The sequence below is a fragment of the Rathayibacter sp. AY1E3 genome, from assembly GCF_002932235.1.
Taxonomy (GTDB): Bacteria; Actinomycetota; Actinomycetes; order Actinomycetales; family Microbacteriaceae; genus Rathayibacter.
In genome coordinates, this window is the sequence record NZ_PSVN01000004.1 from 131730 (window position 1) to 152893 (window position 21164).

Below are 21164 nucleotides of genomic sequence, written 5' to 3' on the forward strand. Positions count from 1 at the left end.
AGGAGCCCGATGAAGTCCGAGCACGAGTACGCGGTGTCCGTCGTCTGGGAGGGCGACCGGGGCACCGGCACGAGCGGCTACCGCGAGTACGGGCGCCAGCTGACCGTCACGGCGGAGGGCCCGGCGCCCATCCTCGCCTCGGCCGACACGCCCTTCCGGGGCGACGCCGACCGCTGGAACCCGGAGCAGCTGCTCCTCGCGGCGCTCGCGCAGTGCCACCTCCTCTCCTACCTGCACGTGGCGGTCAAGAACGGAGTCGTCGTCACCGGCTACACGGACGACGCGGTGGGCTCGATGCTGCAGGAGGGGGAGAGCGGCCGCTTCACCTCGGTGACCCTCCGGCCCCGCGTCACTGTCGCCGAGGAGTCGATGGTGGCGATCGCCCAGACGCTGCACGCCGAGGCCTCCCGGCTCTGCTTCATCGCCAACTCCGTGAACTTCCCCGTCGCCCACGAGCCGGAGGCGTCCGCGCGCTGAGGCTCAGCGGCGCTCGTGCGGGAGCGCCCGGCGGATGCGCTCGACCGTGGTCGTCGGCGGCGACTCGTTGTACGCACCGGCGAGCTCCTGCCCGGAGAGCGCGTGGACGGCCGCCATCACCTCGTCGGTGGCGTGGCGTCGGGCGCGGCCGGAGTCGGCGGAGCCGTGCCGCGAGAGGTCCAGCGGAGCCCCGAAGCGGACCGTGATCCGGTGCAGGCGCGGCACCCTCGTGCCCACCGGCTGGAGCTCCTGCGTGCCGATCATGCCGACGGGGACCACCGGCGCGCCCGTGGTGAGGGCGAGCCATGCCACTCCGGTGCGGCCCTTGTAGAGGCGCCCGTCGCGGGAGCGGGTGCCCTCGGGGTAGACGGCGAACGCCTCGTCCCGCTCGAGGATCGCCCGTCCGAGGTCCAGCGCCTCCTGAGCGGCCTGGCCGGCGCCGCGCTCGACCGCGACGGCTCCGACGCTCGTGAAGAACGCGCGCGAGAGGGCGCCCCGCACGCCGGTCCCCGTGAAGTAGTCCGACTTGGCCAGGAACTGCACCGGCCGCGGGGCGAGCAGCGTCAGCACCGGGGAGTCGATGAACGAGAGGTGGTTGGCCGCCAGGATCACGCGTCCCTCGGCCGGGACGTTGTCGCGCCCCTCCACGATCGGCCGGTAGACCAGCCGGCCGACGCCGCCGATGGACAGGCGCGCCAGACGCGCGGAGAGGCCGATCCCCGGGGGAGTCGGCCTCTCGTGGTCGTCGTCGATCCGCATTCCGACGAAGCTACCGGGGCGTCCATGCCGCTCCGGTCATGCGGCGGATCAGCCGAACTGGGCGAGCGCCTCCTCGATGACCGTCGCGGCGTCGTCGATGAGCTCCTCGCTGATGACCACGCTCGGCATGATCCGCAGCACGCTGTCCCAGCTGCCCGCGTCGAGGACGATCACGCCGTTCGTGGTGGCGTGCTTCAGGATCGCGGTGAGCGCCTCCGGGTACTGCTTCTTCGTGCCCGGGTGGACGAGCTCGACGCCCCACATCGCGCCCTTGCCGCGGACCTCGCCCACGACCGCGAAGCGCTCGGCCCAGTCGCCGATCCGCGCCTGCAGCAGGCGCTCGACCCGCTGCGCCTCCTCCAGCAGGCCTTCGGACTCGATCGCCTCGAACGTCGCGAGCGCCGCGGCGGTGGAGACGGGGTTGCCGCCGAACGTGCCGCCGATGCCGCCGGGCTGCACGGCGTCCATGATCTCGGCGCGGCCGGTGACGGCGGCGAGCGGGAAGCCGCCGGCGATGCCCTTGGCCGTCGTGATGAGGTCCGGGACCACGCCGTGGTGCTCGATGGAGTACCAGGTGCCGGTGCGGGCGATGCCGGCCTGGATCTCGTCCGCGACGAAGACGATGCCGTTCTCGGTGCAGAACTCGGACAGGCGGCGGAAGTAGCTCGGCGCCGGGATGATGATGCCGCCGTCGCCCTGGATCGGCTCGACGAAGAGCGCGGCCAGCTCCTGCGCGCCGATGTGGGTGGTGATGTAGTCGATGGTGCGCTCGGCCGCCTCCTCGCCCGTCATGCCCTCGGGGTCGCGGAACGGGTAGCTGATCGGGAGGCTGTAGATCTCTCCCGGGAAGGGGCCCATGCCCGCGCGCTCCGGCCAGGGGCGGTAGGTCATCGCCATCGTGAGGTTGGTGCGGCCGTGGAAGGCGTGGTCGAGCGTCGCGATGGCGCGGCGGCCGGTGAACTTCCGCGCGATCTTGACGGCGTTCTCGACCGCCTCCGCGCCGGAGTTGACCAGGATCGAGTGCTTCTCGAAGTCCCCGGGGGTGATCTCGGCGAGCTTCTCGGCGACCCGGACGTAGTTCTCGTACGGAGTGACGGTGAAGAGGGTGTGCGTCAGCTTCTCGGCCTGCGCGGCGGCCGCCGCGGCGACCGCGGGGTGCGCGTGACCGATGGTGGTCACTCCGATGCCGCAGCCGAGGTCGATCAGGCGGTTGCCGTCGACGTCGACCAGGACCGCGCCCGACGCGTGGTCCATGTAGATGTTCGCGAGCGTCCCGGCGCCGCGGGAGACGCTGGCGACGCGGCGCTCCTGGAGGGCGACGGAGCGCGGGCCGGGGAGCTCGGTGACGAGCTCTCGGGACTGGGGGACCGAGAATTCACGCATGCCCCGATGGTAGGCCTGGGACCGTTCGAGGACCCGCACCCAGCGCGTTGCGAGGCGCGCCGTGCAGGATGGAGGCGATCCCCGAACGTCCACCGGCCGCCGCCGGTCACGAAAGGTGCCCCTGTGCGCAGAACCCTCGCGATCCTCGCCGTCCTCGGCGCCTCCCTGAGCCTGGCGGCCTGCACCCCCGGGGAGCCGGATGCAGCGCCGTCCGCCTCCGCCACCCCGCTCGGCTGCGCGACCGAGGGCGAGGCGACCGCCGCGGTGCAGACCAGCGGCGACTTCGCCACCAAGCCGGTCACCGTGTTCCCCAGCCCGGTCAGCGTGGACGCCACCGAGCGCTCCGTCGCGATCGAGGGCACCGGCGAGGAGGTCGCCGAGGGCGACACCGTGCTGGTCGACTACACGCTCTACAACGGGACGAGCGGTGCCGAGTTCTCGGCGAGCAGCTACGCGTCCGGTGGCCGCGCGGCCTTCGAGGTCGACACCGACCAGTACCTCGCCGGCCTCGTGAAGGCCGTCAACTGCGCGACCGTCGGCTCGCGCGTCGTCGCCGTCGTTCCCCCGGCCGACGCGTTCGGCGACGCCGGGCAGAGCCAGTTCGGCATCGCCGCGACCGACTCGATCGTCATGGTGATCGACGTCGAGCAGATCGTGCCGACCGCCGCCGACGGCGAGCCGCAGCCCCCGGTCGACGGCCTGCCGACGGTGGCGCTCGCCGAGGACGGGGCGCCCACCGTCACCATCCCCGCGACCGACCCGCCCGCCGACCTGCAGCTCGCCGTCCTCAAGAAGGGGAGCGGCGCGACCGTGGCCGACGGCGACCAGCTGATCGTGCAGTACCAGGGCTTGGTCTGGGGCACCGGCGAGGTGTTCGACCAGAGCTGGGGGAAGCCCGCTCCCGCCGCCTTCGGCACCGGCGACGTGATCGAGGGCTTCAAGGAGGCCGTCGTCGGCCAGACCGTCGGCTCGCAGGTGCTGGTCACCATCCCGCCGTCGAAGGGCTACGGCGACCAGGGCAACCAGAACGCGGGGATCAGCGGGACCGACACCCTCGTCTTCGTGGTCGACATCCTCGCCATCAGCTGACCGGGAGGCGCTGGGTGCTCCGTGCCAGGATGGGCGGATGCGCAGGGTCATGATCCTCGGCTCGACCGGGTCCATCGGCACGCAGGCTCTCGACGTCATCGGCGCGAACCGCGAGCGGTTCGAGGTCGTCGGCCTCGCCGCCGGCTCGAACCGGGCGGCGGTCGCCGAGCAGGCGTCCGCGTTCGGCGTCGAGCACACGGCGTTCGGCGCGGAGGAGGCCGAGCAGCTGATCCGCTCGGTCGACGCGGACGTCGTGCTGAACGGGATCACCGGCTCGGTGGGGCTCGGCCCGACGCTCGCGGCGCTCGAGGAGGGCAGGACGCTCGCCCTCGCCAACAAGGAGTCGCTGATCGTCGGCGGCGAGCTCGTCACCTCGCTCGCCGGTCCCGGCCAGATCGTGCCGGTCGACTCCGAGCACTCCGCGATCGCCCAGGCCCTCCTCGCGGGCGAGCACCGCGAGGTCCGCCGCCTCGTGCTGACCGCGTCCGGCGGGCCGTTCCGGGGACGCGACCGCGCCTCCCTCCGCGACGTCACCCCGGCGCAGGCGCTCGCGCACCCGACCTGGGACATGGGCCTGGTCGTCACGACCAACTCCTCCACCCTGGTCAACAAGGGGCTCGAGGTGATCGAGGCGCACCTGCTCTTCGACGTCCCCTACGACCGGATCGACGTCACCGTGCACCCGCAGTCGGTGATCCACTCGATGGTCGAGTACGTCGACGGCTCGACGATCGCCCAGGCCTCGCCGCCGGACATGCGGCTCCCGATCTCGCTCGGCCTCGACTGGCCGCACCGTGTCGCCGGGGTCGGCGTCCCGCTCGACTGGACCCGCTCCCACTCCTGGACGTTCGAGCCGCTGGACGAGGAGGCGTTCCCCTCGGTCCGTCTCGCGAAGCGCGTCGGGGAGGCGGGCGCCTCCTACCCGGCCGTGTTCAACGCGGCGAACGAGCAGGCCGTGCAGGCGTTCCACGCCGGGCGGATCGGCTACCTCGCCATCCTCGAGACGGTGGAGGCGGTGGTCGACGCGCACAGCGTCGACGGCGTGCTGACCCGCGAGTCGCTGGCCGCGGCGGAGGAGTGGGCGCGCCGCGCGGCGGACGAGCGGATCGCCGGAGTCTGACCAGGGGTCATCCGGACGGGCTCCGTCTCCGCGGATCCGTGTCGGCGGACGTCGCGCCGCTGATCCGCTCGGCCGCGGAGTTCATCGGATCCGTGCAGGCGCACCCCAGCGTGGACGGGCGGGCCCGGCCTACAGTGTGTCGGTGGAATCCGTGCTGCTCTTCGTCCTCGGCGTCGTCATCATCGCCGTCGGCGTCGCCCTCTCCATCGCCCTGCACGAGGTCGGGCACCTCCTCCCCGCCAAGCTGTTCGGGGTCAAGGTCACGCAGTACATGATCGGGTTCGGGCCGACCCTCTTCTCCCGGCGCCGAGGCGAGACGGAGTACGGCGTCAAGGCGATCCCGCTCGGCGGCTACATCGCCATGATCGGCATGTACCCGCCGAAGCACCCGGGGGACCGGCCCACGGAGTCGAGCACAGGCTTCTTCAACGGCCTGGCGTCCTCCGAGGCCCAGCTCGAGGAGCCCCGGCGCGGCGCCTACGCCACGATGATCGACGAGGCCCGTGCCGCCAGCGCCGAGACGATCGGCGACGGCGAGGACCATCGCGCGTTCTACCGGCTCCCCGTGTGGAAGCGCGTGATCGTCATGGCCGGCGGCCCCTTCATGAACCTCGTGATCGCCACGGTCCTCTTCACCGTCCTCCTCTGCGGCATCGGGATCCCGCAGAGCACCAGCACCCTCGCCGCGGTCTCGCAGTGCGTGGTCCCGGAGTCGCAGCGCGCGACCGCGACCTGCACCGCCGACGACCCGCTGGCACCCGGAGCCGCGGCCGGCCTGCTGCCGGGCGACACGATCACGGCGATCGACGGCACTCCGGTGAGCACCTGGAACGACCTGACCCCGATCATCCAGCGCTCCGCGGGCGTCCCGCTCAGCGTGTCCGTCCAGCGCGACGGCGCGCCGCTGACCCTCACGATCACCCCCGCCGAGAACGAGGTCGCGGTGACCGACGCGAACGGCGCCCCCGTCACCGACGCCTCCGGTGCGATCGAGACGCAGACGGTCGGCTTCATCGGCATCTCGCCCACGTCGGCCCTCGCGCAGCAGCCGATCACCGCGGTGCCCGAGACGGTCTGGTCGAACATCACCAGCGTCGCCCACGTCATCCTCAACCTGCCGCAGCGCCTCATCGACGTCGCCCAGGCGGCGTTCGGCTCGGAGGCGCGCGACGCCAACGGCCCGATCAGCGTCGTCGGAGTGGGCCGGATCGCGGGCGAGATCGCCGCCTCCGACCAGCTCCCCGTCGTGTCCAAGGTGCAGACGATGGTCGGCGTCCTCGCCTCGCTCAACGTCGCCCTCCTCGTCTTCAACCTGGTGCCGCTGCTCCCCATGGACGGCGGCCACATCGCCGGCGCCCTCTGGGAGGGCCTGCGCCGCCGGATCGCCAAGCTCTTCGGACGCCGCGACCCCGGCCCCGTCGACATCGCCCGCCTGCTCCCGCTCACCTACGTCGTCGTCCTCGTCCTCGGCGGCATGAGCGCCCTCCTCATCTACGCCGACATCGTCAAGCCGATCACGCTGTTCTGAGTTGGATTCCACGCCGGGCCTCGCCCGGCGTGGCGCGGTCGGCTTCTCGGGGTGGGGCGTGGGTGGAGCGGGCCGCAGGCGGCTAGGGCGAATCGCTGGGACGCGATTCACCCGTTCGCCTCGCGGGTGGCAGGGCGGTCGCTGACCGGCGTGGCGCGGTCCGCTCTGTGAAGGGAGCGGGCTGGCAGCGTCTGCGGTGAATCGCTCGGACGGGATCGGCGGTTCGGCTCGGGAGCGAGGCGACCGCGGATCGTCGTGCGGTCTCGGGCTGAGAGCAGGTGCGGTGGACGGGTTCCGAGGCGCGCAGGAGGGGCGGCGGCTGGGAAGGTGCGGCGAGCGGACGAGGGGTCCCGCGGCGCGCGTACGATGGGGCGCGTGCCAGCAGTGAATCTGGGTCTTCCCAAGGTCCCCATGACCCTCGCCCCCCGCCGCAAGTCCCGCCAGATCAAGGTGGGCAAGGTGCTCGTGGGCGGTGACGCGCAGGTCAGCGTCCAGTCGATGTGCACCACACCGACGACGAACATCAACGCGACCCTCCAGCAGATCGCCGAGCTCACCGCGTCCGGCTGCGACATCGTCCGCGTCGCGGTGCCGAGCCGCGACGACGCGGAGGCGCTGCCGATCATCGCCAAGAAGAGCCAGATCCCGGTCATCGCCGACATCCACTTCCAGCCCAACTACGTCTACGCCGCGATCGACGCCGGCTGCGCCGCGGTCCGCGTGAACCCCGGCAACATCCGCAAGTTCGACGACCAGGTCGGCAAGATCGCCGCCGCCGCGAAGGCCGCCGGCGTCTCGATCCGCATCGGCGTCAACGCCGGCTCGCTCGAGCCGAGCATCCTGCAGAAGTACGGCAAGCCCACCCCCGAGGCCCTCGTCGAGAGCGCCGTCTGGGAGGCCAGTCTCTTCGAGGAGCACGACTTCCACGACTTCAAGATCTCGGTCAAGCACAACGACCCCGTCGTCATGGTGAAGGCCTACCGCCAGCTCGCCGAGCGCGGCGACTGGCCCCTCCACCTCGGCGTCACCGAGGCCGGCCCCGAATTCCAGGGGACCATCAAGTCCGCCACCGCCTTCGGCATCCTCCTCGGCGAGGGCATCGGCGACACCATCCGCGTGTCCCTCTCGGCCCCGCCCGCGCAGGAGGTCAAGGTCGGCCTGCAGATCCTCCAGTCGCTGAACCTCCGCGAGCGCAAGCTCGAGATCGTCTCCTGCCCCAGCTGCGGCCGCGCGCAGGTCGACGTCTACACGCTCGCCAACGACGTCACCGCCGGCCTCGAGGGCATGAGCGTCCCGCTGCGCGTCGCCGTCATGGGCTGCGTCGTCAACGGACCCGGCGAGGCCCGCGAGGCCGACCTGGGCGTCGCCTCCGGCAACGGCAAGGGCCAGATCTTCGTCAAGGGCGAGGTCATCAAGACCGTCCCCGAGGCCGAGATCGTCCAGACCCTCATCGAGGAGGCCAACCGCCTGGCCGCCGAGATGCCGGCCGACGACACCTCGACCGGAGCCCCGGTCGTCACCGTCGGCGCGAACTGACGGCGCGGGGCGGATCGGCGTGGTCCGCCCCGCACTGCGCCTCGCGCTCGTGGTCGTCGCCGCCGCGCTCCTCGCCTCCGGTGTCGCCGCGCTCCGCAGCGGCCCGTCCTCCGAGGCCGGCGAGTGCATCGACAGCCGCACCCCGCAGGACCCCTTCGGCTGCGACCGCTGGGTGCTGACCGCGGCCGAGGGGGAGACCCCGTACACGGCCTGGGTCGAGGACGCCCGCGTCCGCCTTCGCTCGGAGAGCGTCGGGGGTGCGCCGACCCTGGTCGTCGGCACGGGCTGCCTCGTGGTCAGCGCCGCCTACCGGATCGACGACGGCGTGCTGGTCCCCGGCGACGAGGTGACCGGATCCGACACCTGCTCCGACACGCCGAGCCCCGAGGCCATCCGGCTCCGGGCGCTCCTCTCCGGCCCGATGACGATCGGCGGCACCCCCGACGACGTGCTGCTGGACGGCACGGGCGGAGCGGTCGTCTTCTCGCGGATCCCCGACTGAGGCTCCCGGCGCCCTCGCGAGCCGGGAGAGCGCAGCGGATAGGATCGTCCCTCGTGGTCACCCGTCTCTCGCATCTGTTCGTCCGCACGCTCCGGGAGGATCCCGCCGACGCCGAGGTCGCGGGCCACCGCCTCCTCGTCCGCGCGGGCTACATCCGCCGTCAGGCGCCCGGCGTCTTCGCCTGGCTGCCGCTGGGCCTGCGCGTCAAGCGCCGCATCGAGCGGATCATCCACGAGGAGATGAAGGCGGCCGGCGCCCAGGAGGTGCACTTCCCCGCGCTCCTGCCCCGCGAGCCCTACGAGCTCTCGGGCCGCTGGACCGAGTACGGCGACGGCGTGTTCCGCCTGAAGGACCGCAAGGACGCCGACTACATGCTGGCTCCCACGCACGAGGAGTTCTTCACGCTGCTCGTGAAGGACCTCTACTCCTCCTACAAGGACCTGCCCCTGTCGATCTACCAGATCCAGGACAAGTACCGGGACGAGGCGCGGCCCCGCGCGGGCCTCCTGCGCGGCCGCGAGTTCACGATGAAGGACGCGTACTCCTTCGACTACACCGACGCCGGCCTCGACGCGAGCTACCAGCGCCAGCGCGACGCCTACGAGCGGATCTTCGCCCGCCTGGGCCTGGAGTACGTGATCGTGCAGGCCGACGCCGGAGCGATGGGCGGCTCCCGGAGCGAGGAGTTCCTGCACCCCACCCCCGTCGGCGAGGACACCTTCGTCCGGTCGGCGGGAGGGTACGCGGCGAACGTCGAGGCGTACCGCACGCCCGTCCCCGCGGCGCTGCCCGTCGAGGGCCTGCCCGAGGCGCGCGTCTTCGACTCGCCCGACACCCCGACCATCCAGACCCTGGTCGACCTGGCGAACGCGACGCAGCCCCGCCCCGACGGCCGCGCCTGGACCGCCGCCGACACCCTGAAGAACGTCGTCCTCGCGCTCACCGCGCTCGACGGCACCCGCGAGCTCGTGATCGTCGGCCTGCCCGGTGACCGCGACGTCGACCTCAAGCGCGCCGAGGTGGCCTTCGCCCCGGCCGAGGTCGAGGCCGCCACGGCGGAGGACTTCGCGAAGCACCCCGGACTGGTCAAGGGCTACATCGGACCCTGGTCGGCCGAGGGAGCCGTCCTGGGCGAGGAGTCGGCGACCGGCGTCCGCTACCTGCTCGACCCGCGCGTGGTCGACGGCACCGCCTGGATCACCGGGGCCAACGTCTCCGGGCAGCACGTCCTCGACCTGGTCGCCGGCCGCGACTTCCACGGCGACGCCACCGTCGAGGTCGCGGACGTCCGCACCGGCGACGAGGCGCCCGACGGCTCGGGCCCGATCGAGACCGCCCGCGGCATGGAGATCGGCCACGTCTTCCAGCTCGGCCGCAAGTACGCCGACGTCCTCGGGCTGAAGGTGCTCGACGAGAACGGGAAGCTCGTCACCGTCACGATGGGCTCCTACGGCATCGGCGTGACCCGCATCCTCGCCATCATCGCCGAGGCCACCCACGACGACCGAGGACTGCTCTGGCCCGCGAACGTCGCGCCGTTCGACGTGCACGTCATCGCGACCGGCAAGGACGCGGCCGCTCTCGAGCTCGCCGAGTCGGTCGGCGCCTCCCTCGAGGCCGCCGGCCGCGACGTGCTGATCGACGACCGCCCGAAGGTCTCGCCCGGCGTCAAGTTCGGCGACGCCGAGCTGATCGGGGTGCCCGTGATCGTCATCGCGGGCCGAGGAGCGGCCGACGGGATCGTCGAGCTGTGGGACCGCCGGTCCGGCGAGCGCGAGCAGATCCCGGTCGCCGAGGCGCTCGCCCGGCTGGGCGCCTAGACCCGACACGCCGAGGGCCCCGCCACCGCTTCCCGTGGCAGGCGGGGCCCTCCGTGCGTCGGCAGGATCCGCGGGTGGAACCCCGGGCCGCGTCGGGTACCCTTGAGGGCTGATCCGGGTGAGAGCCCGGCAGGCGAACGACCGCGGTCACCACCGCGGCATCCAAGTGAATAGAGAGAAAGGCCCGCCCGTGGACATCGACCTGAGCGTTCTGCGACTCATGGAGCGCGAGCGCGAGATCCCCTTCGAGGAACTCGTGCAGATCATCGAGCAGGCGATCCTGACCGCCTACCTCAAGCACATCGGCCAGGCCGACGACGCCGACAAGGCCACCGCCGTCGACGCGCGAGTGCACCTCGACCGCAAGACCGGTCACGTCTCGGTCTTCGTGCCCGAGCTCGACGAGGAGGGCGCCGTCGTGGGCGAGGCCGAGGACTCCCCGCGCGACTTCGGCCGCATCGCCGCCTTCGCCGCGAAGCAGGTCATCAACCAGCGCCTGCGCGACATCGCCGACGAGCACGTGCTCGGCGAGTTCAAGGGCCGCGAGGGCGACATCGTCGCCGGCGTCATCCAGCAGGGCCCCAACCCGCGGATGATCCACGTCGACCTCGGCTCCATCGAGGCGATCCTCTCGCCCGAGGAGCAGGTGCCCGGCGAGGACTACAGCCACGGACGCCGCATCCGCGTCTACGTCACGAGCGTCGGCCGCGGACCCAAGGGCCCGTCGGTCCAGGTGTCCCGCACCCACCCGTCGCTGGTGCGCAAGCTGTTCGCACTCGAGGTCCCCGAGATCGCGTCCGGCGTGGTGGAGATCGTCTCCCTCGCCCGCGAGGCGGGCCACCGCACCAAGATCGCGGTGCGCGCGACCGAGCCCGGCGTGAACGCCAAGGGCGCCTGCATCGGCGAGCTCGGCCAGCGCGTGCGCGCGGTGACCGCCGAGCTCAACAACGAGAAGATCGACATCGTCGACTACTCCTCCGACCTGCCGACCTTCGTCGCCAGCGCGCTCTCGCCCGCCAAGGTGACCAGCGCGTTCGTGATCGACCAGAGCCTCAAGGCCGTCCGGGCGCTCGTCCCCGACTACCAGCTCTCGCTCGCCATCGGCAAGGAGGGCCAGAACGCCCGCCTCGCCGCCAAGCTGACCGGCGCGAAGATCGACATCCAGCCCGATTCGGTGATGGACGGGGAGTGATCCCCGAGCATCGGCCGTGCGGGGGAGCGGTCCCGGAGGGGAGGGAGTAGAGTGGAAGCCGTCAGAACGTGCGTCGGCTGCCGTCTGCGCGCCCCCCGGGCCTCTCTTCTGAGGCTGGTCCTCCACTCGAACGTCCTCGCGGTAGACCCGCGTGCCGTCCGTCCTGGTCGGGGAGCGTGGCTCCACGACACAGCCGACTGCTACGAGCTCGCGGTCAAGCGCCGCGCGTTCGGAAGAGCGTTCCGGACGCGCGAGAGCGTGGACGCGAGCGAGCTGGAGCAGTACATCGCACGATCCGACCGGCTCGGCCCCTCGACCGGAGGGGCCGGAGCAGCGCACGATCACACCATAGAGAACAGGCAGAACGGCCCGTGAACTGATCATGAGCGAAGACTGATGAGCGGCTCGAAATGAGACCCGTCCGTTCGTGACGCCTGCCCCCGTCTTGGGTGCAGGCCCAAGACAGGAGAGAAGTGGCAAAACCACGCGTACACGAGATCGCATCCGAACTGGGTGTCGATAGCAAGGTCGCACTTGCGAAGTTGAAGGAGCTCGGCGAGTTCGTCAAGGGCCCGTCCTCGAGCATCGAACCCCCGGTGGCGCGCAAGCTCCGCCAGGCCCTCCAGGGCCAGGGCGGTTCCTCCGCGGGAGCGTCGGCGACCCCGGCCGCCCCCGCCGCCGGCGCCCGTCCCGGGGCCCCGCGCCCCTCCGGCGCGCGTCCGTCCGCGCCCACGCCCGGACCGGCCAAGCCGCCCGCTCCGGCGCCGGCACCGCCGATGTCGGTCGCCGAGCGCCAGGCCCAGGCTCAGGCCGCCCAGGAGGCCGCGGCCGCTCAGCGCGCCCAGGCAGCCAAGGACGCGCCCGCCGAGGCCGTCGCTCCGGCTCCGACCGAGGCCCCCGCGGCTCCGGCCGCCGCCGAGAAGCCGGCGTCCGGCGCGACCCCCGGCGGACCCAAGCCCGTGACCCCGCGTCCGGCTCCCGCCGCGAACACCCCGCGCCCCGGCGGCGCCTCGGGCGGCTCCAACCGCCCCGGCGGCACCCCGCGTCCGGGCAACAACCCGTTCGCCAGCAACCAGGGCATGGGACAGCGTCCCGCCGCCCCGCGCCCCGGCAACAACCCCTTCGCCAGCTCGCAGGGCATGGGATCGCGTCCGACCCCGGGCAACATCCCCCGCCCGGCTGCTCCGCGCCCCGGCGCGCCCCGACCCGGCGGACCCGGCATGGGCCAGCGCCCCGCCGGCTTCGGCCAGCGTCCCGGCGGACCCGGCGGCGGAGCAGGACGTCCCGGCGGTGCCGGTCGTCCGGCCGGCGGCGGCTTCCAGCGCCCCGGCGGCGCTCCCGGTGCCGGTGGCGGCTTCGCCCCGCGTCCCGGTGGCGGTGGCGGTCGCGGTCGCGGCCCCGGCGGTGGAACCGCAGGAGCCTTCGGTCGCGGCGGCGGCAAGAGCAAGGCCCGGAAGTCCAAGCGCACGAAGCGTCAGGAGTTCGAGCTCAGGGAGGCCCCGTCGCTCGGCGGCGTCAGCGTCCCCCGCGGCGACGGCAGGACGGTCATCCGTCTGCGCCGCGGCGCGTCGATCTCGGACTTCGCCGACAAGATCGAGGCCATGACCGGCGTGCCGGTGCCCCCCGGCAACCTGGTCACCGTCCTCTTCGCCCTCGGCGAGATGGCGACGGCGACCGAGTCGCTCGACGAGGCCACCTTCGAGGTGCTCGGCTCCGAGCTCGGCTTCAAGATCCAGGTCGTCTCGCCCGAGGACGAGGACAAGGAGCTCCTCGAGGGCTTCGGTCTCGACCTCGAGCAGGAGCTCGACGACGAGACGGACGAGGACCTCGAGATCCGTCCGCCGGTCGTCACCGTCATGGGTCACGTCGACCACGGAAAGACGCGCCTGCTCGACGCGATCCGCAACGCCAACGTCGTCGCCGGCGAGGCGGGCGGCATCACGCAGCACATCGGTGCGTACCAGGTCGTCGCGGAGCACGAGGGCATCGAGCGCCCGATCACCTTCATCGACACCCCGGGTCACGAGGCGTTCACCGCCATGCGAGCCCGCGGTGCCCAGGTCACGGACATCGCGATCCTCGTGGTCGCGGCGGACGACGGCATCATGCCGCAGACCATCGAGGCGCTGAATCACGCCCAGGCGGCCAACGTGCCGATCGTGGTCGCGGTGAACAAGGTGGACAAGCCCGACGCCAACCCGGCCAAGGTGCGCCAGCAGCTCACCGAGTTCGGGCTCGTCGCCGAGGAGTACGGCGGAGACGTCATGTTCGTCGACGTGTCGGCTCGCGCGGGCACCGGCATCCAGGACCTCCTGGACGCCGTGCTGCTCACCGCGGACGCCGGTCTCGACCTGCGCGCCAACCCCAACAAGGAGGCGCGCGGAGTCGCGATCGAGGCGAAGCTCGACAAGGGACGCGGTGCGGTCGCGACCGTGCTCATCCAGTCGGGAACGCTGCGCGTCGGAGACGCGATCGTCGCCGGAACGGCCTACGGCCGCGTCCGTGCGATGGCGGACGAGAACGGCAACGCCGTCCTCGAAGCCGTGCCGTCGCGTCCGGTGCAGGTGCAGGGACTCTCGTCCGTGCCCCGCGCCGGCGACACCTTCCTCGTCACCGAGGAGGACCGCACGGCCCGTCAGATCGCCGAGAAGCGCGAAGCCGCTCAGCGCAACGCCCTGCTGGCCAAGGCCCGCAAGCGCATCTCGCTCGAGGACTTCACCCGTGCTCTCGAGGAGGGCAAGGTCGAGTCGCTCAACCTCATCATCAAGGGCGACGTGTCCGGTGCCGTCGAGGCGCTGGAGGAGTCGCTCGTCAAGATCGAGGTCGACGACTCGGTGCAGCTGCGCATCATCCACCGCGGTGTCGGTGCGATCACGGAGTCGGACGTCAACCTCGCGACGATCGACAACGCGATCATCGTGGGCTTCAACGTCCGCCCCGACCCGAAGGCCCGCGAGCGCGCTGCTCGAGAAGGAGTGGACATCCGCTTCTACTCGGTCATCTACAACGCGATCGAAGAGGTCGAGAACTCGCTCACGGGCATGCTCAAGCCCGAGTTCGAGGAGGTCCAGTCCGGTGTCGCCGAGATCCGCGAGGTGTTCCGCTCCTCCAAGTTCGGCAACATCGCGGGTGTCATCGTCCGCTCCGGCACGATCACCCGCAACTCGAAGGCGCGCGTCATCCGTGACGGCGTCGTGGTCGGGGACAACCTGGCCATCGAGTCGCTGCGTCGCTTCAAGGACGACGTCACGGAGGTCCGTACGGACTACGAGGCCGGTATCGGACTCGGAAAGTACAACGACATCCAGATCGGCGACGAGATCGAGACGATCGAGATGAAGGAGAAGCCGCGAGGCTGATCCGCTCCACTGGAAGGCCCGGGTCCGCCCGGGCCTTCCGGCGTCTCACGGCGTTGTTCGTGCGGGATCGGGAGGGGACTCTCGTCCTCTCGCGCCCTGCGGGAGGAATCGGGGGCCGCCCGTGTCCCGGAGGTGCGCACCCTCCAGCGGGCGCTTCCGCACCCCCGGGTGCGGGAGACCGACCCCGATCAGGCGCTCCTGTCTCGGCGGGTGCGCCCGCTGAACGAGCAGCTCGCGAGCAGCGCGCCTGCGGGCGACGTCCGGCTCCCGATCCAGCACCTGAGCCTTCCCACCCCGGTCCCCGAGGATCAGGGAGCCGCGAGAAGTCACCCCACCCGCGCCGTCGCAGACGCGCGGTCGAGGGGCATCACGCCCCAGAAGCAAGGCCCCCTCGGACGCGACCGGTCGTCCGGGCGGAGAGTGGTTGAATGGCGAGCTGAACGGTTCGCCGAGAGAGATGTGAGGACCAGCCATGGCAGATCCGGCCCGGGCGAGGAAGCTCGCCGAACGTATCCAGGTGATCGTCGCGAAGCGGCTCGAGCGCGGTCTCCGCGACCCGCGCCTCGGCTTCGTCACCATCACCGATGTCCAGGTGACCGGCGACCTGCAGCACGCCTCGGTGTTCTACACGGTCTACGGCACCGACGAGGAGCGCGCCGATTCGGCCGCGGCCCTGAAGGCCGCCACCGGAATGCTCCGCACCGAGGTGGGCAGGAACATCACGTCCCGGCTCACGCCGTCGCTCGAGTTCATCCTCGACGCGGTGCCCGAGAACGCGAAGCACATCGAGGATCTGCTCGCCGCCGCGCGCAGCCAGGACTCGCAGGTGCAGTCGCTCGCCGCTCAGGCGGACTACGCCGGCGAGGCCGACCCCTATGTGAAGCCCCGCGAGGACGACGAGGACTAGGCGCCGAGCCCGAACACCGCGGAGCCCGTGGCGACGTCGACCGATTTCAGGACGACGACGACACGGGCTCCCGGCGTGAGCGGGGCCGGGACGTCGACGGTGATCTCCGGGTCGAGCAGCTGGACCGAGGAGCGGGTGCGCGCCGAGGAGACGACGATCCCGCTGAAGGAGGCTCCTTCGCGGCCTCGGAGGACGGCGGCCTCGACGATCGCGGTCGCCGCACGGGAGGCGGCTCCGGCCCGACGGTCGCTCGCGGCGAGGAGCGGCGGGAGCAGGGGCAGCGCCTCGCGCAGCTGCGACGGGATCGTTCCGCCGCGGGACACCGCGAGGCAGACGGCGAGGCCGAACCGGTCGACCAGGCGCCGCAGCGGCGCGGTGACGTGCGCGTACGGCGCGGCGAGAGCCGCCTGCTCGGGATGCTCCGGCGGGGCGCCGTCGAAGGCGGTGTAGCCGGCGCCGCGGAACAGGCTCGCCGCGGCGTACATGATGGCGAGCTGGGCGGGGTCGGCGGTGTCGAGGCGGCGCAGGTAGGCGCCGTAGGCCTCCTCCTCGGGCCACGGGACGCCGAGCGCCGCGGCTCGGGAGCGGAAGGCCGCGACGGTGGCGGGGTCGGCCTCGGGCATGGTCCGGAGGATGCCCACCCCCGCGTCGAGCATCATCGTCGCCGCCGCCATACCGGTCAGCAGCGAGACCTGGGCGTTCCAGCCCTCGACGGCCAGGGGAGCGCGGCGCTCGACCCGGTAGCCGCCGTCGGCGGCGACGATCTCCTCCTCGGGCAGCGTCAGGCTCGCTCCTCCGCGCTCGGCCTCCCGCGCCAGGCGCTCGCGTCCGAACCAGGGGAGGAGGGCGAGGGAGGGGTGCGGATCGCCCGCGTCGACGCTGCGCTGCACGCCCTCGTAGTCGAGCCGGGCCACGCTGCGCACGAGCGCCCGCTCGAGGTGCACCGAGCGCGGCTCCGCCCGCTCGTCGAGGGTCAGCGTCCAGACCAGCGCTCGGCGCGTCTCGTCCGGCAGGAGCGACGCGGTCCCCTCGGAGAGGACCGCGGGGTGCAGCGGGACGCGGCCGTCCGGGAGGTAGTAGGTCTGGCCGCGGCGGCGCGTCTCGGCGTCGAGCGCTCCGCCGGTGCGGACGACCGCGGGCACGTCCGCGATGGCGTAGCGGAGGACGACGCCCTCCGACGTGCGCTCCAGGTGGAGGGCCTGGTCCAGGTCGAGCGAGCCGGGCGGGTCGATCGTCACGAAGGGGAGGTCCGTCCGGTCGATGCGGTCCTCGTCGTCCGCTCCGGCGTCCGCGTGCTCGGCCTCGGCCAGCGCGGCCGGCGGGAACGGGCCGGGCAGGTCGTTCTCGACGCGGACCGCGGCGAGGGCGCGCTGGACGTCCAGGGCGAGGTCGACGTCGAGGGCGCGCTCGACGGCGGCGTCGGGGCGGGGGAGGCGGAGGCGGCGACCGGTCACGGCGCCGACCCTACCCGCCTCCTCCGACGCGGACGGCGGTCGACGGGCCCTCAGGAGCCGGGGAGGAGGTAGCCGTCCTCCGGGCCCCCCGTCGCCAGGCCGTCGGCGAGGAGCCCGGCCAGGGCGCGACCGCGCTGGTCGGCGTCCGGCCAGAGAGACTCCACCTCGGCCGCGGTGACCGGGCCGTGCGCGGCGCGCAGCTCGGCGAGGATGAGGCCGCGGACCTGGCGGTCCGAGCCCTCGAACCGCTTCTGCTTCGCCTTCACGGGCCCGGTGTGCTCGGGGTACCCCTCCGCCCGCCAGCGGCAGAGGTCGCGGATCGGGCACTCGTCGCAGCGCGGAGCGCGGGCGGTGCAGACGACCGCCCCCAGCTCCATCGCGCCCGCGTTGAAGGCCGCCGCCTCGGAGAGCGACTCGGGCAGCAGCGCCGACATCGCAGCGAGGTCGGCCCTCGTGCGGGGCGGACCGGGCTCCGCCGCTCCGTCGACCGCGCGCGCGAGGACCCGGCGGACGTTGGTGTCGACCACGGGGTGCCGCCTCCCGTAGGCGAACACGGCGATGGCGCGGGCGGTGTAGTCGCCGATGCCGGGCAGCGCGAGGAGGGTCTCGACGTCGTCGGGGACCACGTCGCCGTGCTCCTCGGCGATCGCCACGGCGCAGGCGTGCAGGCGCAGGGCCCGCCGCGGGTACCCCAGGGACTGCCAGGCGCGCACCGCCTCGCCGGGCGGGACGGCGGCGAGTGCGGAGGGTGTCGGCCAGCGCTCCAGCCACTCCGCCAGACGCGGGACGACGCGGACCACCGGGGTCTGCTGCAGCATGAACTCGCTGACGAGCGTGCCCCAGGCGGGGAAGCCCTCGCGGCGCCACGGCAGGTCGCGGGCGCTCGTGCGGAACCAGGCGGTGATCGCGTCGGCGAGAGGGTCGGAGGGCATCAGCCCACACTAGGCGGCGGCGCGTATCGTGGGCGGATGACCAGGTGGGCTCCGCAGAAGGCCGATGTGCTCGACGCTCTCGCGGCGGAGGTGCTGCACAACTACGGGCGCGGACGGGTCAAGGTCGGGATCGACGGCGACGACCCCGCGGTGAGCGCGGCGTTCGCGGTCGACCTCGCGGAGGCGCTCCGCCGGGCCGGCAAGGACGCGATCGTCGCGCACCTCGCCGACTTCCGACGTCCCCGCGCCGATCGGGACGACCCCGCCGTGCCCGAGGAGCAGCGCTCCTACGCGGCCGGGTACGACTACGAGCTCCTGCGCCGCGTGCTGCTCGATCCGTTCACCCTCGGCGGCAGCACCGGGTTCGTGCTCGCGGGCTTCGACGCGGTGCGCGACGAGGCGCGGCAGGCGCGCTGGCGGACCGCCGGCCGCGACGCGGTGCTGCTCGTCGACGGCGAGTTCGCCCTCCGGCCGGAGCTGCGCGGAGCGTGGAGCGCCAGCATCCGCCTCGACACGCAGGAGCCGCCGGTGGACGCGGCGTACCGCGCCACGACGGACCCGCGCCGGCTGGCGGGGATCCTCGTCGACGTCCGCGATCCGGAGCAGCCCCGGCGCCTCTTCGCCGACTCCTGCTGAGCCTCGGGACGGAGGCCGCCGCCGCGGGCGGCGTCCGTCCGACAGGGCCGCGGGCTCAGACCAGGGCGGCGCGGCGCACGACCTCCGCCGGCGGCACGAAGGCGCCCGCCCGCTCGACCTCGTGCACCAGGTCGACCAGCAGCTGGTTGACCGGTGCCTCGCGCCCGCCGCGGTGAGCGGTGCGGACCACGGCCCCGGCCAGGTGGTCGATCTCGCTCGGCACTCCGCGGCGGACGCTCTGCAGCGTCGACCCGGGGTTCGGCACCTCGCCCATCCGCGCGGCCATCCGGCGGGGGAGCAGCTCGACCAGGGGCAGGGGAGCGGCGGCCAGGGCGCGGACGGACGTGTTCGAGAGTCCCTGCAGCGAGCCGAAGCGGACGCCCGACGCGAGGCCCGTCCGGGCGGCCTCGCGCATCGACCGGGCGAGGACGCGCCGCAGCCCCGGATCGTCGATCGTCTCCTGGACCGAGAGCCCGGTGATCGCGGGCAGGGCGTTGACCTCGTTGATCAGCAGCTTCGTCCACTGCGCTCCGGTGAAGTCGTCGGTGACGGCGGTGGGGACCGCCTCGCCGAGCACGGCGGCGGCTCGGCGCACGTCGTCGTCGGCCGGGCGGCCGGGGACGCCGAGCGTGGTCGTGGCAGGAGCCGTGACGGTGACGCGGCCGGGTTCGAGGTGGCTCGCGGCGAAGAGGGCGAGAGCACCCACGAGCCGGGCGTCGCGCACCTGCCGGGCCGCCGCGGTGAGTCCGTCCAGTCCGTTCTGGACGACGACGACGAGGGTGCCGTCGACCGTGCGGCGGTTGGTGCGCAGCGCGTCCTCGGCGTCCTGCGCTTTCGTGCAGACGAAGGCGAGATCGGGCACGAGGTCGAGGGACTCGCCGCAGCGGACCCAGGCGGTGTGCTCGCCCCACGCCCCGTCGAGCCGGATCCCCGACCGGCGGATCGCGGTGAGGTGGTCGCCTCGGGCGGTGACCTCGACGTCGTGCCCGGCGCGGTCGAGAAGGGCGGCGATGGTGCCGCCGACGGCGCCTGCTCCGAGTACTGCGATCCTCATCCGGACAGCCTAGGACGGGCGGGCGAGGGCTCCGGCTCCACCCCGGGGGTACTCCCGATCCGTCCGTGTATCCTCGCACCCGTGCTCGAGACCCCCGCCCCGGCTCCGAACGGGATCCTCCTGCTGGACAAGCCCGGCGGCATCACCAGCCACGACCTCGTCTCGCGGACCCGCCGCCGCGCGGGGACCCGCAAGGTCGGCCACGCGGGGACGCTCGATCCGATGGCGACCGGGCTGATGATCCTCGGTCTCGGCCCCTCGACGCGCCTGCTCACCTACCTCGTCGGCCTCGACAAGCAGTACGAGGCGACGATCCGGCTGGGCTCCTCCACCACCACCGACGACCAGGAGGGCGAGGTGCTCGCCTCGGCGGAGCCCGCCCTCGTCGCGGCCCTCGCCCCGGAGTCGGTGTCCGACGCGATCGCGGCCCTCACCGGAGCGATCGAGCAGGTCCCGAGCACGGTCAGCGCGATCAAGGTGGACGGCCGCCGCGCCTACGCCCGCGCCCGCGACGGCGAGGAGGTCGTGCTCGCCTCCCGCCCCGTGACCGTCTCGGAGTTCGCCGTCCTGGCGAGCCGCCAGGTCGAGGGGTTCCTCGACCTGGACGTGCGCGTCACCTGCTCCTCCGGCACCTACATCCGCGCGCTCGCCCGCGACCTGGGCGCGTCCCTCGGAGTCGGCGGCCACCTGACCGCGCTGCGGCGCACCGCGGTCGGCCCCTTCTCCGTGGCCCAGGCCGGCGAGATCGACGAGCTCGACGTCCCCGCCGCGCTCCTGCCGCCGACGCTCGTGGCGGGCGAGCTGTTCCCCCTGCTGCGCCTCGACGCCCAGGAGGCGGGCGATCTCGCGAACGGCAAGCGCATCCCGGCCCCGGAGGCGGTGGCGGGCGCGAAGGGCCTCCTCGCCGCGGTCGGCCCGGGGGAGCGGCTGATCGGCCTCGCCGAGCGGCGCGGCACCCAGCTCAAGAGCGTCGTCAACTTCCCGACCGAGGACCTGCGGACGGCCGCCTCGTGATCGAGTGGTTCACGATCCTCCAGGTGGGGATCGCCGTCGCGGCCGGCCTGCTCTGCCTCGTGCTCGGGCTGCTCGCCCGCCGTCCCTCGGACGTCTCGGTCGGCGCGACGGCGATCGTCGAGCTGCTGCTGATCGTCCAGCTGGCGGTCGCGATCGTGTCGCCGCTGGTCGGCAACCGCCCGTCGGGGAGCCTGCCGGAGTACTACATCTACCTGATCTCGGCGCTGCTCCTGCCGCTCGCTGCCGGGTTCTGGGCGCTCATCGAGCGGAGCCGCTGGAGCACCGTGATCCTGGGCGTCGCCTGCCTCTCGATCGCGGTCATGGTCTACCGGATGCACCAGATCTGGTTCTTCCAGAGCGCCTGATCGGGCCCGCCACCGGGCCCGGCCCGGCGAGCGCCTA

19 protein-coding genes are annotated in these 21164 nt (G+C 72.9%); 14 read left to right on the plus strand and 5 right to left on the minus strand.

Annotated elements, in window-relative coordinates:
• The first annotated feature begins 9 nt into the window (after window positions 1-9).
• Window positions 10-477: an OsmC family protein gene (locus tag C5C53_RS04925; protein WP_104223041.1), complete on the plus strand. Its 468-nt coding sequence runs from the start codon at window positions 10-12 to the stop codon at window positions 475-477.
• Between the two features lie 3 nt (window positions 478-480).
• On the opposite strand, the gene C5C53_RS04930 is transcribed toward C5C53_RS04925, so the two are convergent.
• A complete protein-coding gene (locus C5C53_RS04930; protein ID WP_104223042.1) occupies window positions 481-1236 on the minus strand; it encodes a 1-acyl-sn-glycerol-3-phosphate acyltransferase in 756 nt (251 codons plus the stop codon).
• Window positions 1237-1284: 48 nt separating this feature from the next.
• Entirely contained in the window at window positions 1285-2619 is a 1335-nt protein-coding gene (locus C5C53_RS04935; protein WP_104266973.1) for an aminotransferase class III-fold pyridoxal phosphate-dependent enzyme, read from the minus strand.
• A gap of 123 nt (window positions 2620-2742) precedes the next feature.
• Between C5C53_RS04935 and C5C53_RS04940 the strand changes: the two genes are divergently transcribed.
• From C5C53_RS04940 to rbfA, 10 genes are all read left to right on the plus strand, one after another.
• Window positions 2743-3708, plus strand: coding sequence for an FKBP-type peptidyl-prolyl cis-trans isomerase (locus C5C53_RS04940; RefSeq protein ID WP_181127715.1), 966 nt, complete (start codon window positions 2743-2745; stop codon window positions 3706-3708).
• Between the two features lie 37 nt (window positions 3709-3745).
• Entirely contained in the window at window positions 3746-4828 is a 1083-nt protein-coding gene (locus C5C53_RS04945) for a 1-deoxy-D-xylulose-5-phosphate reductoisomerase (RefSeq protein WP_104266975.1), read from the plus strand.
• Window positions 4829-4970: 142 nt separating this feature from the next.
• A complete protein-coding gene (locus C5C53_RS04950) occupies window positions 4971-6356 on the plus strand; it encodes an RIP metalloprotease (protein WP_258061194.1) in 1386 nt (461 codons plus the stop codon).
• 375 nt (window positions 6357-6731) lie between these two features.
• On the plus strand, window positions 6732-7892 hold the full coding sequence (gene ispG, locus C5C53_RS04955; protein WP_173244694.1) for a flavodoxin-dependent (E)-4-hydroxy-3-methylbut-2-enyl-diphosphate synthase: 1161 nt from the start codon (window positions 6732-6734) through the stop codon (window positions 7890-7892).
• A gap of 19 nt (window positions 7893-7911) precedes the next feature.
• Entirely contained in the window at window positions 7912-8394 is a 483-nt protein-coding gene (locus C5C53_RS04960; protein WP_104266976.1) for a hypothetical protein, read from the plus strand.
• 53 nt (window positions 8395-8447) lie between these two features.
• Complete coding sequence (locus tag C5C53_RS04965) at window positions 8448-10214, plus strand: proline--tRNA ligase (protein WP_104266977.1); 1767 nt, start codon at window positions 8448-8450, stop codon at window positions 10212-10214.
• Between the two features lie 190 nt (window positions 10215-10404).
• Window positions 10405-11406 (plus strand): transcription termination factor NusA, encoded by a 1002-nt coding sequence (gene nusA / locus C5C53_RS04970; RefSeq protein ID WP_104225180.1) that lies wholly within the window; start codon window positions 10405-10407, stop codon window positions 11404-11406.
• 51 nt (window positions 11407-11457) lie between these two features.
• On the plus strand, window positions 11458-11781 hold the full coding sequence (locus C5C53_RS04975) for a YlxR family protein (protein ID WP_104225593.1): 324 nt from the start codon (window positions 11458-11460) through the stop codon (window positions 11779-11781).
• Between the two features lie 98 nt (window positions 11782-11879).
• Complete coding sequence (gene infB, locus C5C53_RS04980) at window positions 11880-14765, plus strand: translation initiation factor IF-2 (RefSeq protein WP_104266978.1); 2886 nt, start codon at window positions 11880-11882, stop codon at window positions 14763-14765.
• A 472-nt stretch (window positions 14766-15237) separates the two neighbouring features.
• Window positions 15238-15672: a 30S ribosome-binding factor RbfA gene (rbfA, locus tag C5C53_RS04985; RefSeq protein WP_104223052.1), complete on the plus strand. Its 435-nt coding sequence runs from the start codon at window positions 15238-15240 to the stop codon at window positions 15670-15672.
• On the opposite strand, the gene C5C53_RS04990 is transcribed toward rbfA, so the two are convergent.
• Complete coding sequence (locus tag C5C53_RS04990; RefSeq protein ID WP_258075373.1) at window positions 15669-17126, minus strand: RNB domain-containing ribonuclease; 1458 nt, start codon at window positions 17124-17126, stop codon at window positions 15669-15671. The genes rbfA and C5C53_RS04990 overlap by 4 nt on opposite strands.
• Before the next feature lie 50 nt (window positions 17127-17176).
• Complete coding sequence (locus C5C53_RS04995) at window positions 17177-18058, minus strand: A/G-specific adenine glycosylase (protein WP_104266979.1); 882 nt, start codon at window positions 18056-18058, stop codon at window positions 17177-17179.
• Between the two features lie 36 nt (window positions 18059-18094).
• Between C5C53_RS04995 and C5C53_RS05000 the strand changes: the two genes are divergently transcribed.
• Complete coding sequence (locus C5C53_RS05000; protein WP_146084642.1) at window positions 18095-18694, plus strand: hypothetical protein; 600 nt, start codon at window positions 18095-18097, stop codon at window positions 18692-18694.
• A gap of 55 nt (window positions 18695-18749) precedes the next feature.
• Here C5C53_RS05000 and C5C53_RS05005 read toward each other — a convergent pair whose 3' ends face one another.
• Window positions 18750-19748 (minus strand): ketopantoate reductase family protein, encoded by a 999-nt coding sequence (locus C5C53_RS05005; RefSeq protein WP_104249600.1) that lies wholly within the window; start codon window positions 19746-19748, stop codon window positions 18750-18752.
• A gap of 81 nt (window positions 19749-19829) precedes the next feature.
• Here C5C53_RS05005 and truB point away from each other — a divergent pair, with 81 nt between their 5' ends.
• On the plus strand, window positions 19830-20762 hold the full coding sequence (gene truB / locus C5C53_RS05010; protein ID WP_104262544.1) for a tRNA pseudouridine(55) synthase TruB: 933 nt from the start codon (window positions 19830-19832) through the stop codon (window positions 20760-20762).
• The gene (locus C5C53_RS05015; protein ID WP_104223058.1) at window positions 20759-21127 is read left to right on the plus strand and encodes a hypothetical protein; all 369 of its coding nucleotides are present in this window, start codon (window positions 20759-20761) and stop codon (window positions 21125-21127) included. Before truB ends, C5C53_RS05015 begins: the two co-directional genes overlap by 4 nt.
• Window positions 21128-21164 lie beyond the last annotated feature (37 nt).